Source organism: Methylomonas sp. MgM2, from assembly GCF_054172045.1.
Genome location: NZ_JBSYXO010000010.1, coordinates 37,340 through 53,980 on the forward strand (window position 1 = coordinate 37,340; position 16,641 = coordinate 53,980).

Annotated in this window: 15 protein-coding genes; 4 read left to right on the plus strand and 11 right to left on the minus strand. The window is 50.5% G+C overall.

Annotation, left to right across the window (positions count from 1 at the left end):
* Window positions 1-20: 20 nt before the first annotated feature.
* From ACW73I_RS09700 to ACW73I_RS09725, 6 genes are read right to left on the minus strand one after another with little or no spacing between them, the layout of a single operon-like run.
* A complete protein-coding gene (locus ACW73I_RS09700; protein WP_458029084.1) occupies window positions 21-395 on the minus strand; it encodes a copper resistance CopC family protein in 375 nt (124 codons plus the stop codon).
* Between the two features lie 26 nt (window positions 396-421).
* On the minus strand, window positions 422-1,657 hold the full coding sequence (locus tag ACW73I_RS09705; RefSeq protein ID WP_458029085.1) for an exo-alpha-sialidase: 1,236 nt from the start codon (window positions 1,655-1,657) through the stop codon (window positions 422-424).
* 58 nt (window positions 1,658-1,715) lie between these two features.
* Window positions 1,716-3,128, minus strand: a complete 1,413-nt coding sequence (locus ACW73I_RS09710) for an ATP-binding protein (RefSeq protein WP_458029086.1) — start codon at window positions 3,126-3,128, stop codon at window positions 1,716-1,718.
* A gap of 4 nt (window positions 3,129-3,132) precedes the next feature.
* Window positions 3,133-3,792, minus strand: coding sequence for a response regulator (locus tag ACW73I_RS09715; protein ID WP_458029087.1), 660 nt, complete (start codon window positions 3,790-3,792; stop codon window positions 3,133-3,135).
* A gap of 3 nt (window positions 3,793-3,795) precedes the next feature.
* Entirely contained in the window at window positions 3,796-4,239 is a 444-nt protein-coding gene (locus ACW73I_RS09720) for an NfeD family protein (protein WP_458029088.1), read from the minus strand.
* A gap of 3 nt (window positions 4,240-4,242) precedes the next feature.
* Window positions 4,243-5,163: an SPFH domain-containing protein gene (locus tag ACW73I_RS09725; protein WP_458029089.1), complete on the minus strand. Its 921-nt coding sequence runs from the start codon at window positions 5,161-5,163 to the stop codon at window positions 4,243-4,245.
* Window positions 5,164-5,272: 109 nt separating this feature from the next.
* Here ACW73I_RS09725 and ACW73I_RS09730 point away from each other — a divergent pair, with 109 nt between their 5' ends.
* Entirely contained in the window at window positions 5,273-5,536 is a 264-nt protein-coding gene (locus tag ACW73I_RS09730; RefSeq protein WP_458029090.1) for a hypothetical protein, read from the plus strand.
* A 15-nt stretch (window positions 5,537-5,551) separates the two neighbouring features.
* Here ACW73I_RS09730 and ACW73I_RS09735 read toward each other — a convergent pair whose 3' ends face one another.
* The 4 genes from ACW73I_RS09735 to ACW73I_RS09750 all read right to left on the minus strand — a co-directional run bounded on the left by ACW73I_RS09735 (window position 5,552) and on the right by ACW73I_RS09750 (window position 11,358).
* The gene (locus tag ACW73I_RS09735; protein ID WP_458029091.1) at window positions 5,552-7,501 is read right to left on the minus strand and encodes a transglutaminase TgpA family protein; all 1,950 of its coding nucleotides are present in this window, start codon (window positions 7,499-7,501) and stop codon (window positions 5,552-5,554) included.
* A 146-nt stretch (window positions 7,502-7,647) separates the two neighbouring features.
* Window positions 7,648-8,247 carry a hypothetical protein gene (locus tag ACW73I_RS09740; RefSeq protein ID WP_458029092.1) on the minus strand — a complete coding sequence of 200 codons (600 nt, stop codon included), beginning with the start codon at window positions 8,245-8,247 and terminating at the stop codon, window positions 7,648-7,650.
* A gap of 21 nt (window positions 8,248-8,268) precedes the next feature.
* Window positions 8,269-8,886 (minus strand): hypothetical protein, encoded by a 618-nt coding sequence (locus tag ACW73I_RS09745; RefSeq protein ID WP_458029093.1) that lies wholly within the window; start codon window positions 8,884-8,886, stop codon window positions 8,269-8,271.
* Between the two features lie 180 nt (window positions 8,887-9,066).
* A complete protein-coding gene (locus ACW73I_RS09750) occupies window positions 9,067-11,358 on the minus strand; it encodes a hypothetical protein (RefSeq protein ID WP_458029094.1) in 2,292 nt (763 codons plus the stop codon).
* 547 nt (window positions 11,359-11,905) lie between these two features.
* Here ACW73I_RS09750 and ACW73I_RS09755 point away from each other — a divergent pair.
* The 3 genes from ACW73I_RS09755 to ACW73I_RS09765 are packed head-to-tail and all read left to right on the plus strand — an operon-like array spanning window position 11,906 to window position 14,261.
* On the plus strand, window positions 11,906-12,490 hold the full coding sequence (locus ACW73I_RS09755; RefSeq protein WP_458029095.1) for a MarR family winged helix-turn-helix transcriptional regulator: 585 nt from the start codon (window positions 11,906-11,908) through the stop codon (window positions 12,488-12,490).
* A 5-nt stretch (window positions 12,491-12,495) separates the two neighbouring features.
* On the plus strand, window positions 12,496-12,747 hold the full coding sequence (locus ACW73I_RS09760) for an accessory factor UbiK family protein (protein ID WP_458029096.1): 252 nt from the start codon (window positions 12,496-12,498) through the stop codon (window positions 12,745-12,747).
* A 5-nt stretch (window positions 12,748-12,752) separates the two neighbouring features.
* Window positions 12,753-14,261, plus strand: coding sequence for a YifB family Mg chelatase-like AAA ATPase (locus ACW73I_RS09765; RefSeq protein ID WP_458029097.1), 1,509 nt, complete (start codon window positions 12,753-12,755; stop codon window positions 14,259-14,261).
* 108 nt (window positions 14,262-14,369) lie between these two features.
* On the opposite strand, the gene pilQ is transcribed toward ACW73I_RS09765, so the two are convergent.
* Window positions 14,370-16,637 (minus strand): type IV pilus secretin PilQ, encoded by a 2,268-nt coding sequence (gene pilQ, locus ACW73I_RS09770; protein ID WP_458029098.1) that lies wholly within the window; start codon window positions 16,635-16,637, stop codon window positions 14,370-14,372.
* Between the last annotated feature and the right edge of the window lie 4 nt (window positions 16,638-16,641).

The window sequence follows — 16,641 nt, forward strand, 5'->3', positions numbered from 1 at the left end:
TAAAGAGGGAAAACACCGGATTATTCCGGCTTAACGGTAAACTGAAATTTTCCGGTAACGATGTGAGTATCCTGGGAAACTACACGGTAGCGCACGGTATAGGTACCCGGAGTCAAATCTTGTACCGTCGCGTAGATGTGGGAGCCGTCGAGCATTTCTTGCGCGACATCCCGGTTATCGACACGCTTGCCGTCGCTATCGACGACAGCCAATGCCTTATATTGACTTCTGACCGGATCGTTAAACCAAAGGTCGATTTGTTTGGGCGCCACACTGACTTCAGTATCTTTTTCGGGCTGCGACTTAACCAAAATCGCGTGAGCAAACGCGGTAATTGGCGTCGACAAACCCGCTAGCAGCATCAGAGTAATAGATAAACGGTTTAATTTACGCATAAGACGATCTCATAGACTCATTATTGTTATTGAATTATCGCAGACATCCATTGCTTGGCTGCGCCTGTTTTTTGTTCGAGCCACATGGCTAAAAAACCGCTAGGCGTGGATACCAAGCGAGGAAACTGCGCCGAACCGCCCGGAGTTGAAATTTGTCTGGCCGGAGACCAATGCAGACCTTTATCAAAAGACTCGCTAATCATCACCGTTGAACCGGCCGCCCCTCTGGCATCCCATATCGCCAGAAGGCGTTCATTGCCCGAAGCCGCGATATCGCTATGGAACGCCAGCGACCCGCCTCCCATCGATTGCGGTGGCGACCAGCTTTTGCCGTTATCGCTTGAAGATAGATGATACAAGCCTGCTTTGCTTTCCTCTCCGGTCCAAACCAAGGTTTGCAAGGTATCGCCGGCCCAGGCGATCGCTCCGCCATTGTGCGGGCAACCGTCGAACACCCAGTTAAATTCGCCGACGGTGCTGATGCGTTGCCAGTTTTGGCCGGCATCTTCGGTTTGAGCTAGCGCCATATCGCGCGGTTCCATATCCCGATAAAGCACATCGACTTGTTGATCCGGGCCGATCAACAAACGGTTCCAACAGCAAGAGCAACTCGAATCATCGATAGTTTGCGCCAATTCCCACGATAGACCCGCATTGCTTGTTCTGGCATAGCGAACGCCCTGATAACCGTTTTCATCTCTATCGTCCAACCAAACCAAATGAAAACGGCCTTGCGCGTCTCCTGCCAAGTCCGGATGCGATTGATCCGTTTCGGGCCCGGTCGGATTTGCGCCCGATTGCCAATGCGCGCCACCATCCTTTGAATAAATAAGCTGCAACGGCCCCATGCCCGGAATTTCTCCCGTTGCCTGCCAAATGACCAGCAGATTATTTTCATGCGCAGCAATCTGAATGTCGTTGCCGGTGCCGGACTCCAAAGTGTTTGATGCGTATTGTCCTAAAGATACGGGCTTAGACCAATGTCGGCCGCCGTCCTCAGACTTGATATAAGCAACGTAAGGTTGTTTAGGCGTCGCAGTTGCCGCCGCAAAAACAGCATGCAGTATCCCCTGTTCGGGGTAGATATCGAAGCTAATCAGGTCGTTCCCGGCCAAGGCCGGAACATCGATGGATTTAAGCCGCACAAGCTCGGCCGGACGTAAAACGTGATCTTTAACCGATGATTCGGAGCAAGCAAGCAAATTCACCGTGATCAGCAGGCACAATCCTTTGCGAATATTCCTCAAGTTAAAATCAAACATGGTTTAAAACACTCATAAACGGCCCTTGATTACATCATAGTGATCGCAAAAGCCGAAACTACTTTAATTTTTTGCGGGCCTTTGCCGGCGGATTAAAACGTAATTCTACCTTCAATCCGCCCAGGCCTGATTTTGAAAAGGCAATATCGGCATCGTGCAAACGCACGATGCGCTGCACGATGGATAATCCCAAACCGCTGCCTTCAACTGATTGAGCGGTATCTATACAGCGATAAAAGCGTTGGGTGATGCGCTCATGATCGTCATCAATCACGCCCGGGCCACTATCTTCGACACTGACCCAAACCTGCTGTTTTTCTTGTCCAAGGGCTACAAAGACTCGCCCCCCCATGGGCGTGTACTTGATGGCATTGTCGAGCAGATTTCGAAACAATATCCCGAGCAATTGCGGATTTGCCGCGATAGCTATACTTTCATCGCCATTCAATTCAACCTCGATTTGCTTCTCATGAGCGGAGAATTCAAGATCGCTAATCGCTGCCACCATGGCCTGATATAAATTAACGTTCTGTTTAACCAGTTGCGCGTTGTGATGCTGCACGCGGGACAAGGTCAAAAGTTGCTGTACCATATGCGTCATGCGCATCACGGCTTGCTGGCACTTTTGCAAAGCCTGCTTGCGCATGGTCTCGTCTTTGGTTTTTTGCGCAACTTGCAATTGGGTCATCAGCCCCGCTAACGGAGTTTTTAACTCATGCGAAGCATCCGATGTGAAGTTACGTTCATTGGCGAAGGCCTGTTCCAACAATTCGAACAAGGCATTGATCTGCTTCACGATGGGTATCGCTTCCTCGGGCAAATTTTCAAGCGATAAGGGCTGTAAATACCCAACCTCCCTTGATGCCAATTCTTCCTTTAGCTGATTGACCGGCTTTAACGTACGGTTGACGATAAACAGTATGACCAGGGTCAACACCGGCAAAGCCAGCAACATCGCAATCAATTGCTGGCTCGCCAACGACTCCACCAGCGAACGCCTGATATCGTCGCGCTGCCCGGTATGAATCACATAATCGCCGTTTTCGGTGCCGATACTGAATACATGCCATAAGTGGCCGTCTATCATGGTTTCGCTATAACCGTTTCGCGTCAACGACAAGGCGAATTCCGGCGCACTTTCGGAACGCAGTACCACGCCCTCTTTGACCGAACGTAACTGAAACGCTATTTTCCGTTCGTATTTATGTCCCAAAATCGGCATATAAAACAGGTCGGGCGACTTATCTTGGTCCCACAACTTATTTAAGCGGCGCTGTTGCAGCAGATTTTCGACGAAGGCGTGCACCACCCTGGCCGATTGGGCGAGGTCGGCATTGAATAATTTGGTGATTTCGTCCCGGGTTTGCTGATAGCTGATATAGACCGTCGCCCCCCACACCAGCAACAGCGATGACAACAAGTAAATTAACAGCTGCTTTCTGAGCGAGCGCGGCCGAAATCTGAGCTTCATGCCTTCAGTTTTCGTCGATGATATAACCGACACCTCGAATGGTCCGGATCAGGTTGGCATCCAATTTCTTGCGCAAATGATGTATATGGACCTCGACCGCATTGCTTTCGACCTCCGACCCCCAGGCATACAATGCTTCTTCCAGTCGCGCGCGCGACGTGACATGGCCGATGTGATTCATCAGATAGTTCAAAATTTCATATTCCTTTTGCGACAAGTCGGCCACGACCCCGTTGTAATACACTTGATGCGCCGCCGGATCGATGGTGACGCCTTTGTGTTCCAACAACGGCAAGCCATGCCCTTCTTTACGGCGAGACAAGGCTCTGAGGCGGGCGCAAATTTCCGTCAAATCGAAAGGCTTACAGACAAAATCGTCGGCGCCATTATCCAGTCCCGCCACCCGCTCGGGTACGCCATCGCGCGCCGTCAGCACCAATACCGGGGTAGCATCTTTACGTTTACGCAAATTCTTCAACACCGTCATGCCGTCCATGCGAGGCAAATTTAAATCCAATACGATCAAGTCATAGTTATTCAGCTTCAAGGCCTCATCGGCCTGCGCGCCATCGGTCAACCAATCTACCGCATAGCCTTCCAACGACAACCCGGCCTTTAAGCCATCACCTAGAATGGCATCGTCTTCTACCAATAACAATCGCATGCTTTACTCACATTTCTCCACGTCGAAAACAGTACCTTTGACCGCGACAACTTTGACTTTACTGCCTAAAGGACAATCTGCACCGCGCACTTTCCACAAAGTACCATCGACGTTGATTTTACCTTGGCCATTTTCGATTGCCGCAATCAGGTTAAAGGTACGTCCAATGTACTGGGCACCTCTTTGATTTAACAACGGATGATCGCTCTGCTGCGCTTTGGCGCTGACGAAACGGCGCCAAACCAATATCGAGGCGACCGCCAGCACCGAAAACAAAAACAACTGCACTTCGAACGGCGTTACCGGAATGACCAGCAATACCGAGCCGGCCACGAATGCGGACACCGCCAGCCACAAAAAGAAAAAGCCGGGCGCCAGCAATTCTATCGCTAAAAAGCCGACCGCCAACACCCACCAATACCAAAATATAATTTCAAAATCACCCATGGTTTACGCCTTTTTACTCAGCGCTTCTTTGGCCAGTTCGCCGATACCGCCCAATGCGCCTATGACACTGGAAGCTTCCAACGGCATCATAATCAATTTGCTATTGTCCGCCGCTGCAACTTCTTTCAGCGCTTCCACGTATTTTTGCGCGACAAAGTAATTGATAGCTTTCACGTCGCCTTTAGCGATGGCGTCGGAGACCATCATAGTCGCTTTAGCTTCGGCTTCCGCCATCCGCTCGCGTGCTTCAGCCTCGAGAAACGCGGCCTCTTTTTGGCCTTCCGCTTCCAAAATCGCGCTCCGTTTCAAGCCTTCGGCTTTCAGAATTTCGGCTTGGCGCAAACCTTCCGCTTCCAAAATCTGCGCGCGTTTTTCCCTTTCCGCCTTCATTTGCCTAGCCATCGAATCGACCAAGTCTTTCGGCGGCGCAATATCTTTGATTTCGATGCGGGTTACTTTGACTCCCCACGGCGTGGTGGCATCGTCGACCACCGATAACAAACGCGCATTGATTTCGTCGCGGCGGGACAACAATTCGTCCAAGTCCATCGAACCCATCACGGTCCTAATATTGGTCATCACCAGATTGATAATGGCGACATCCAAATAATTGACTTCATAAGCCGCTTTAGCCGCATCCATGATCTGGTAAAACACCACCCCGTCGACCCGCACCATCGCATTATCCTTGGTGATCACTTCTTGTGAAGGCACGTCCAACACCTGCTCCATCATGTTCAGTTTACGGCCGATGCGGTCGATAATCGGCACGATGATGTTCAAGCCCGGGGTCAGCGTATTGGTGTATTTTCCAAAACGTTCGACGGTGTACTCCATGCCTTGCGGAACCGACTTAACGCTCAAAAACACCATCAGTATCGCAAATACGAACAATACTGTTACAAACAAGCCGAAGCCGCCCATAGCCCCTCCTCAATTAATGATATGAAATGATTGTTTATTGCAAACTGCCGACCAACTAATAATAATGCATCCCTTTTAAACTTGCAGGCAACAGAACAGGACACGATTCATGAATACCCTGATTTATTATTCCTTCAATATCTTTATCCTTATGTTGGTGGTGTTTGGCATCGGCATGTATAAACCGAAATGGATTTTGTTTTGGATGGACAAACCAAGCCGCATGCCCATTGTGTTTATTGCAGCCATTTTATTCATGATCGCGGCGGTCATGTTCGGTGAAGGCAACAAACAGTTAGCCGAGGAAAAAGCGCAGCAAGCCAAACAGCAAACAAGCCGTCCATTCGATACCGAAGTTCCCGATTTGCATTAAGCGACGAATCGCGGTCTAAACACGCAGTTTACTAACCAAGATTTTTAACGTTTGCAAATCTCCTGGCCCGGCATCCGGCTGGTAACGGAGCCGAATAAAGGCGGCAGTGATCTGCTCAACCTGTCGGGACAATGTTGGTCGTCGTTTTTTTACGCGTTCGGCAAAACTTTGCGCCCCTTCACCCACTTGAATTTGAATTCCGGCTCGGGCCAATTTGTCGCAAAATCGCCGGTAGTAACCTACAGCTTTATCCGTCGACAAGTTTTTTCGCCTGAGCAAGTACCATGTTAAAGGTAATGTGGCTAGGACGACACCGCCTACCAACCATTTTGCCCAATCGACAACACTCTTGATTCCGAGCGATTCAAGTAATTGGCGTTGATTGACGCTTCGGTAATTAATGACCCAGCGTTGCCAGTTATAATCAATGCTTTGCCAAAAGTGCCGGCTGTACTTTAGCCAGCGCCATGCTGCCGATTCTTCCACCGGTAAGCTGAAATTGGCCTTGCCGCTGGCGATTTGCAGATCGATGTTCACACCGCGTTCTATTCTTTCCGGCGCAATCATGGCCGTTGGGTCGAATCTGACCCACCCTCTCCCGTCCAGCCAAGCTTCCGCCCACGCATGCGCGTCGGCCTGCCGGATTTCCATAAATCCACCGACGCTGTTTATTTGACCTCCTTGATAGCCTCCAACGACTCGCGCCGGAATCTTAGCTACCCGTAACAGGTAAACAAAGGCTGCAGCATAGTGGCTGCAAAACCCGCTGCGCGTTTCGAACAAAAAGGTATCGATCGGATTAACCGGCATTAGAGGGGGCGTCAGCGAGTAAAAAAATTCTTCCCGGCGAAAATGATGCAACAGATTGTCGATGAATCGCTCAGGCGCTTGGCTCAGCCCGCCTAACGCCTCGACCAAGGCCAATTGTTTTTCGGTGGCGGAACCAGGCAATTGCAGGTTCTCTAAAATTTCGGCCTTATCCAGACTGCCCGAGTTATAAATAGGCCGGGATGTAATCGTGTATTCCGCCCGTTCGCTGGGCCTTTTGCGAGTTTTCAATTGATAGTAGCCGTCGCGGTGCAAACTATGGTCAAAGCTTTCCGGCATGTCCAATGCGTACACCCAATCCTCTTTTTGCGGCTCCATCAACAGGGTGTAATCATAGGCTTTGCCCGAGAATGCGGGCGACTCGGTCTGCGACTTGTTCCGATTACCCATCGACCAGCGTACGCCGTCGGTGTTCGAATACACGGGTCCTCGCCAATAGCGCAAGCGCGGCGGCGGAATTTCACCTTTGAACCGCACCCTGAATACCAATTCGCCGGACAAACTTAATTGACTGATAGCGCCGGGTTCGAGCGTGTCGCTCAGACCCGAAAGAGCCTTGTTGTCGTCTTTAAACCACATCCAGCGCGGCGCTTCGAGCCTCGGGAACAACACGAAAATCACCACCGCCAATGGCAAGGACTGCAAGGTAATGGTTGCGGCGATTTTGACCGCCGCCCACGTCGGCACCCAGCCGGCGGTCTGCACGACCAAAGCCGCCAACAAGGCCACGCAGACGGCTAGGATATAGCAGGCCATCAAGATACTTTGTTCGTATAAGAACTGGGAGGCTGCGACAATAAATACCAAATAGGCCACCAACACCACATCCCTTTTGCCGCGTATTTCCATCAACTTCAAACCCAGCGCCGTGACGAACAGGGCGGCTCCGGCATCGCGGCCGAACCAGCCGCTATGCCTGATCGCCAGTATTGCGATACCGGCCAAGGTTAAACCGGACAACAGCCATCGATTCGGCAGCCAACGCCTTTGCCAGATGGCGGCGAATCGCCAAGTCAACAACAAACAGAAGAAGCCGAATATCGGCAAGGATAAGTGCCAGGCATGGGGCAAGGCGATCAGGGCGATGGAAATCAATAAAAAAATCAGCGAGCGCTGATTCAAGCTATTTTCGATCATAGAAGGCCGAACTCCGGGCCCGGTTCACCGAGTTGCCGACAGCCTACAGCGATTCGGCCGATTAAACAACCCTAGCCAAACCGAAATCGAGACATCGATCGAAAGCCCGTAAGGCCGGCCTCATCTAAGGCGTTTGCCGACGCGCGTCAAACCCGCCGCTTGTTGTTGATCGTCAACAGGCTTATTAAACCGCCAGCGAACATCCAAATTGCGGCCGGCACAGGCACGGGCGCTGGACGAAACGCGGTCAATCGCAGGGAATCGCCTAGACCTTCCGCGGTTGCGACCTGAAAAGCGCCCCCTAACGAAGGCGCACCAGAGCCTTCGATGGCGATCAGATTAAAATCGCCCGTAGCGCCGTCGAAGGTACTGCCCCATCCGCCGTTACCGGTTTCCTGCCCCACCAGGTCTTGAGCAAAGTCCAATGGGACGGGTTCATACCAGGAAAAATAGGAAAAATCATCTAAGGTAAAAGAGGCGTTTCCGATAGCGGCACCCGAAATTGTCATTGAAAAATCCAGGATTTCGCTGCCCGGGCTTAGAAAAACGTAATTACCCGCTGCGGGAAGCAAGGCGAAATCCAAGGTTAAATAGCCATGCGCTTGAGCGGAATTACCAAAGTCCGCCCCATTCCATTCCAAGTAGAAACGGTTCGACTCAACTGCCGCAGCATAAGCTTGAACAGGGACTGAAAAAACCAGCACTGCAGTCCAGCTGATCCATAATTTTCTTAGCGAATACTTCATATCGTTCCTCTCATGCATTGATTACGAACAGCGTTTCAGGCCGATACGCCCCAAGCCTAACAATGCCGCCCCAAAAAACCAAAATGCGGGCGGAATCGGTACCGGCCTGAAAGAGGTCAAGGCCAACTCGTCTCCTAATCCGCCCTCGGCGGCAATCACGAATGCCCTGCCCGCCGCAGTCGGGGCCAATGGGTTTTCGATGAGATTTGCGAACAAGTTGAAGTCGCCCGTCTCCGCGTCGTTGCTTCGATCGCTTCCCCATGGGCCTCCCAGAGTTGCTTGACCGACGACTTCTGAATTTAAGTCCAAAGGCCACTCGGTCGAGGCTTTTGCCGTCCACATGAAAAAATCGAAGTCGGCCAAACCAAAGGTACCATTACCGCCGGTAGCGCCCGAAACCGTTACCGTAAAATCGATTATGTCTTCCCCCGGCAATAACCAAGCGTTGTCGGAGGCACCCGAAAACTTGGCGCCGTCACTTGAAATGACGGTCATCCAGCCGTGCGCGACGGCGTTATTGCCGAAAATCGCACCATTCCAATCCAAATAAAAACTGCTGGTCGCAGTCGAAACGGCTTGCACCGGCAACGAAAATGCGGTGACTAATCCAAGCACTAAAATACGCATCAAAAATACCACGACATCTCTCCTTCCTCTGTCTCCGGAAATGGCGCCAACAAATCGCTTTTTTGCGGTAGCTGGACCCAAGCAGAACCTACCAAACCACACCACGATCATTCGATCCGCTACGTTTATCCGAAACAAGAGCGGTTAAGACAAGAAACACGGAGCGCGAAATCGCGCTCCGTGCGGATTGCGTCAATTGACAGCTAGCGAAGCCAAACCCAGTTCATCGCAACTGTATAAGAACGCATCGGCCGGTGACGGCACTTTTCTGACTAGCGGAACACTGCTATCGGCGACCGCGTTCGGATCGCAACTTTCGACGATATGCGCCCTAGCCTGAGCCTGTTGCGCCATTGCCTGGCTCAGCAGGCTGTTACGCAAAGGCTTAACCGGAGCCAATTGAGCCAGTTTCAAGAAGTAATCGGCCTTCTCCAGATATTGCACCGCTTTCCAGTTGTTGCCTAATATGCCTTCCTTCAACACCTGAACGGCATCCAGGTTCTCTTCTTTTGCCAAACGGACCAAATCGCGTGCAGCTGCATTGTTGCTGATCCCCTCGGCCTGATCGGACAGCCGCTCCGACATGCGCATATTTTCCAAGGCATTGATCGAACGCAGGAATGACGCGATAGCCACGATCTGAGTTGAATCCAGCTTGATTCTGCGATCTGTCCCTTTTGAAGACGAGCCGGGCGAAGTATTAAAAGCATCGCTATTATATGCGGCGATCGCTTCTTCGAGGGTGCTGACCGCATTATTGTGAAAATAAGGCGGTGTATCCGCGGCCTCGATCAGCGGCGACGTAGCGAAACGACCGTCCCCAAAGCAATTTGGATTATCACCGGCATCTGGCCCGCAGAAGGCGGGATCGGTACCAAAGCCACCGTCATAAGCCATATCGGGCTTCAACAGGCGTGCCGGATGAATTTTCATGTTTTCCATACCGGTATTGCGAGTCGGATTGGCTTTGGTGGTCGAACTACGCGCACCGGCATTTTGGTGGCAACCATTACAGTTGGCGGTTTCGCCCAAGACTGGCTGACCACCATTCACCGGGTTGACTTTTGTATCGAACAGTTCTTTGCCCGCCTGTACCAACGGATCTTTGAACGTAATCTGATACAACGGATAATCCTTATTACGTCCCAACGACAACATATAGGCTTCAACCGCATCCAGCTCATGCTCGTTAGCCAGGCGGAAATCGCTACCAACCATGCGCGTCATCGTTCGCGGCATATGTTGAGTAATCGCGCCCAGAGTGAATTCCCTCAGTGATCCGGTACCGGGCGCACCGTCACCACTCCAACCGGTAGAGTGCGCAAACAGATTATCTTGGGTAAATTCGCCCCCTTTGCCTACGTTGTATTCGCCACCGAAACCCGTTTCACCGAAATTGTCGTCCTCTGGATTATAATCCGGCGCGGTATCGTTGATCTCGTGATCAATCGAGGTAAACAGCGCCAAGGTATGCGGTACGCTACGGTAAATATCCGGCCCGGCGAAACCGTCTACATTGGTTTTGATCAGGGCGTGTTTACGCATCAACACCGGATCCTCCAAGTCCGCCAATTCCGGATTGGTTTCCGCCACAAACAACGGATCGGATGCCGGTAACTTCATGATGTAATTCGGATCCAGCGTGAAGTTGTTGTCTTCGCGGTGGCAAGTGCCGCAGGTGCGCCCGTTCCCGTCGAAGGTTTCGTTGTGGAATATTTGCCGGCCTTCGGCTATTAACGCCTCCAATTGTTCCGGAGTCAGATTCGCTCCGGCATCCGCCTGCGCGGCTTTAGGTAATAAAAACTCAAAAGGAACGCTGTTTTCCGACGCAGTCATGGCAATATCACCGACCGACGTCGTCAGCCAAGGCTTATCGGCATAGTACAGTTTATGCATCAAGCCGGGAGCGCCCGACAACACTAATTGGTCAACCGGGGGTTTACCCGCTTCGGTCACCACAATAGAGTCCATGGTGAAACCCAATAATTTGCTGCGTTCCAGGCGACTTGCCAAATGGCCTTTACCGTCGTTCACAGCAAAGCTGCCCAACTGAATCATATCGTCCCCCGCTTTTGGCCTTACGGAACCATCCTTGCTATCCACCAGCCAGAGATCATATTGACCGGCCTTCATTGAATCGGCTGTAAAGGATAGTTCGCCGGTTTTTAGGTTAAATTGAAAGCGGCCGCGAGCTTTGGAAATGGAGTCGGTCAAAACGCTGGAACTCCCTAAAGCCAACCGTAGGACTTCGGGCTTTCCGCCCTTGGCTTCATAAGCCCTGCTCCAGTTCATGAGCGATGTTTTCAGCGTATCGACATCGCCATGCCCTACGCCGTAAGCTGATTGGCCAAATTCCGTTCCGGTCGATATCGATTCCGGATTTTGAAGGTAGATACCGGTCGCCAGTGCCGAAATAGCAGCGACTGTCGCTGAAAATTTAAAAATTGTTCTCCTCTTACCATTGAGGCGATGTTTCCGTTGCATTAGGTTCTCCTAGGTCAACTACTTGTGCAGAAAAAGGCCGGCAATACGTTGGAACGTCCAATCGTATTTGCTTCGGTCATACCCCGGCCTATAGCCGATTACGTTGAATCGCATGTCTTATTCAATCAGGAGGCACCGTCTGAGTATGCACACAACGCAATAAATATGAGAGCAATCCCGCTCTGAGCAACTGCAATAGCAAGCGTTAGGCCAACACCTAAGAAACGCCTAGCGACGCTGGCATAAAAAAAGGAGCTCAAGAAAACTCCCGAGTAAAAAATAAGGGAAATAACTTAGTTTAAGTTATTTCCCTTATTTATTTTCGTAATATCTCGTCGGTAATTTTCTTCGGAATATTGGATAGAGCGAATCCGCTATCCGTCTATAAGTATCTAAATTTATGGATTTTTTCAGACTGACAAAATTAACAAGATCTAACGTTTTGACTGACACTTTTGTCAGATCGAATTAAAGCCAAATCATTTCCGCCTACCCGCGCGAATACCTAATCACAATGGAAATAAACGAATATGTTAAAATTTAATCCATGTATGAACTGGAAACATTTAAACTGATCGAACGCATCAGTTCGGTATTACGCTCCGAAGAACGTAAAAAATACGCCGCGATCGGCTTACAACCTGTTCACGGGCAAGTACTTGAATACCTTGCCAAATGTAACAAATACAGCAACACCCACGCTTCGGTGGCGGAATACCTGGGACTGACCAAAGGCACCGTATCGCAATCCATACACGTACTGGAACGCAAACGCTTTTTGGAAAAAAAAACCGACAATATCGATGGCCGCGTCGTCCACTTGAGCTTAACCGACAACGGTCGCGCTCTAATCGACGAGCTGAAGCCGCTCGACATTTTCAAGCAAGCCGAGGCCAAAATCAGCCGCCATGTCTTCGATACGGTCGACAATGCGCTCAAGGCCACCTTAGGCATCTTGCAGCAGGTCAACCAGAGCAAAAGTTTCGGTTTATGTCGAACCTGCCGTCATTTCAGCGTGGAAGCCAACCACTTTATATGCACGTTGACCGACGATCCGCTTGACCGCGAGGATACTGATAAAATATGCCGCGAACACGCCTCTAATCCCAATACCTTCATCGACCGAGAGTGAGCCTTATGTTTGACCCAAAATCCATCGATAACATCGCCGACCGTATCGCGAGCGCCATTCCACCCAGCTTGAATAACTTCAAAGGCGATATGGAAAAAAATATCCACGCGCTTTTACAAAGCGCATTGTCAAAATTGGACCTCGTAAGTCGCGAAGAATTTGAAGTACAAAAAGCCGTATTGACCAAAACCCGTTTGCGCCTGGAAGAACTGGAAAAACGTGTCGAAGAGCTGGAAAAAAGAGTTTTACAAGATTAAGTATTATGTCTTTGGCTATCGTCTATAGTCGCGGGCGTTCCGGAATCGACGCTCCACTGGTGACTGTCGAAGTGCATATTAGCAACGGCTTGCCAGCGCTTAATATCGTTGGTTTGCCGGAAGCTGCCGTCAAGGAAAGCAAAGACCGTGTACGCGGGGCCATCATCAACTCACATTTTGAATTCCCGTTTCAGCGGATCACAATAAATCTTGCGCCGGCCGATCTACCCAAAGAAGGCGGACGCTTCGACCTTCCCATCGCGCTAGGCATACTTGCCGCATCAGGACAAATCCCTAAAGACCGACTCAACCGGCTTGAGTGCATAGGCGAATTGTCCTTGGGCGGCGAGCTGCGCCGGATATCCGGCTTACTACCGGTCGCAATCGCTAGCCGTGACGCCCGTAGACAACTGATCCTACCGGTTAGCTCCATTTCCGAAGCGGCCTTAATTCGCGACGCCGAACTTTTACCGGCGAAAAACTTGCTGGAAGTATGCGCACATCTAAATGACCGCAGCCTTATAAAGACATATCAAACCACCCTAGCCGAGAAAAACATCCATTTCGATCTGGATTTTGCCGATGTGCACGGCCAATTTCACGTCAAACGGGCCATGGAGATCGCCGCAGTTGGCACTCATAACTTACTCATGATCGGCCCGCCCGGAACCGGTAAATCGATGATAGCTGCTCGTTTGCCAACCATATTACCGGAATTAACTGAACAACAAGCCCAAGAATCTGCGGCAATTGTATCTGTGAGCGGCCAAGCGTTTGACATTAACAAATGGCGGAAACCACCGTTTCGCGCACCTCATCATACCGCTTCGGCCGCTGCCCTGGTGGGTGGAGGCGGAAATCCAAAGCCCGGCGAAATCTCTCTAGCGCATAACGGCGCATTATTTTTAGACGAATTACCGGAATTCGATCGAAAAGTTCTGGAGGTTCTCCGCGAACCGTTGGAAACTGGCCATATCATTATCTCCCGTGCAAGCCATCAGGCCAATTTTCCGGCCCGCTTTCAACTGATCGCGGCAATGAACCCTTGCCCGTGCGGCTATTTAGGCGACGCGTCTGGGCGCTGCCATTGCACAAGCGAGCAAATAGCCCGTTATCGTGCCCGTGTCTCCGGGCCCCTATTGGACAGAATAGACATGCACCTCGAGGTTCCACGGGTTTCAGTGGCTGAATTACGCAACGGAGCGGCCAAAGGAGACGAGACCAGCGAGACGATTCGAAAACGCGTATCCGCGGCTCGAACTGTCGCAATACAACGCCAGGGTAAACCCAATTCCGAACTCAGATCGCAAGAAATCAAGGCTTTTTGTCAATTGTCCGAAGCCGGACATCGATTACTGGAACAAGCCTTAGAAAAGTTCGGCCTATCACATCGCGCTTATCACCGCATCCTTAAAGTCGCCCGTTCGATTGCGGATTTGGCGGACTCTCATTCGATAGAGTTAATACACCTGAGCGAAGCGATTAATTATCGCAAATTGGATCGCGCACGATAAATCGACATTCGCTTAGATAAGCGGACCGGCTTTCCCGCCAGTTTTATTGCAAGAGCCCGAACAATCCTCGTCCTTGCCGGGAAGAGAATTGTTCGAAAGACACGGAATTTAATATGCTGCGGAAATACTATCCTTAACGACTTTTGGCGTGACAAAGATCAATAGTTCGGATTTGGTATCGGAAACGGTTTTCGAAGGCGTGAATAACCAACCAAATATCGGTAAGTCGCCAAACCATGGCACTGACTCTCTGGTATTGTTTACATTTGATTCATAAATACCGCCTAAAACAACCGTCTGCCCATCCTCTACCTGAACTCTGGTTTCGACATTTTTCTTTTCGATACCCGGGGCCTCCCCGCCTTGAGACTGCGCATAGTTGATTCCGGGCGCATCTTTGCTGACCAAAATATCCATGATGATACTGCCGGTAGGCGTGATCTGGGGCGTCACATCCATTGACAACGTTGCATCGATATAGGCCGTTGAAGCGGGGCTGGTGGCGCTCTGCGCAACAGTATAGGGTATAGCCGTGCCCTGTTCGATATGCGCAAGCTGCCTATCGGACGTTAACACGCGCGGATTAGATAACTGCTCGCCTTTACCTTCGTTTTGCAATGCTTGGATTTCCATGCTGAGCAAGTAATTTGCGCCGCTCGCTAAAGTCATTGCTAAAGCCCCTTGTGGGCTCGACGCGGCTAAGGTATAGCCCAAATCAGCTAACATTCGAACAGCGTTGTCGGCTTGCAGGTTGTTCGAATTACTGTTCACGCCAAACTTAACGCCCAGATCCCGGGCGAAGTTGGTACTTGCAATAACAACCCTCGCTTCGATCATTACTTGCCGAACCGGAATGTCCAGCTTTGAAATCATCTTGTGAGCTTCTTCTAGTTTTGTCGCAGTGTCTTTTACGATAAGCACATTGGTGCGACTGTCTGCGATCACCGAGCCTCTGGGCGACAGCAATCTCATGCCTTGCGCAGCGTCCGCATTTATTCCGCCCCCTACAGCCGGAGGAACCCCCATCGATCCGACTCCTCCGATAGTTGCGCCGCAGGCGCCCGCACTACCGCCTGCGCCAGAGGTACGGCCGCTCGCTCCGCCTTTCACGGCGCTACCGGCCATTGCAGCCGTCACGCTACGGCCAAGCAAAATATTACAAATGTTTTCGGCTTTCGCATAATTAATCTGTATATGCTCGGTGACCAAAGGCTCGAGTTCTTCCTTAATTTTCCTGGCCTCCAATTCTTTTTCTTCAATTTCCTTAATTTCCTCAATCGGGCCGATCAGAATAACATTGCCGTTCTCACGTTTGGAAAGGCCACGCAATTTCATAACAACATCCAAAACCTGATCCCAAGGTACGTCGTTAACATGTAAAGCGATCGAACCCGATACCGAATCAGTGGTGATAATGTTAACTTCCTTGCCTTCCTGGGTTTTAATGTGATCGGCAAGAATCATTAGTACGGATCTGACATCAATCTCTTGGAAATTCAGCGACAATTTACTGCCGATATAAGGCTGCTTTTCTCTTAGTAGCGCTTCTTTTTCTGCCGGCGTCAATGGTCGGAATTCAACCGTTAACATATTATCCGCTTGGTATGACGAGTAATCGAAATTCGGGTTATTGGGAGTAACTGTAACCGTTGTGCTTTCCCCTCTCGGAACCACATCGATTTTTTGCACGGGCGTCGCAAAATCTGACACATCGAAACTTTTCGCCAACGATTCAGGCACTCTGGTATTTAAGAAACTCAACACCACCTTGCCCGCGCTTTGTTTGGCATCGACCACCGTATTGGGCGTAGTTAAACCCAACAACAAGCGGCCTTCGCCATTAGGACCCCGTCGAAAGTCAATGCTCTTAATACCTTGCTCGGGTAAAAACCGGCTCAGCGCAGTTTCCTTAATTGCACTGGTTTGCACAATATTATTAACGGCGGCGACAGCGCCGGCCGATCTCAAAACCACATAATATTTATTACCGTCTACTCGTGTTTCGTAAGGTACTTTTTCCGCCAAATTGATAACAACCCGAGTCCGGCCGGACGCTTCAACAACATAAACCGTATTGGCCGGACCCTGATTAATTGGAAAGCTTTTTTTTGCAAGATTACTGCTTACGCCCTCGAAATCCAGAGCGATTCGAGCCGGGTTATCGGTCTGAAATACCTTCGGCGCAACCACAGGTTCGCTCAAGTCGAGTTGAATTTGCAGCTGATTCCCAGCCAACGCGGAAAATTCCAAATTATTGATAGAGGCATTGTCGGCTGAAACTCTAATGGCCTGTAGTATCAACAACAACAATAAAAACCATTGGTGAACATGACGTTCCTGGCTATTCCCCGTAAATTTGTTTTGCTTAGTACTCATGTTT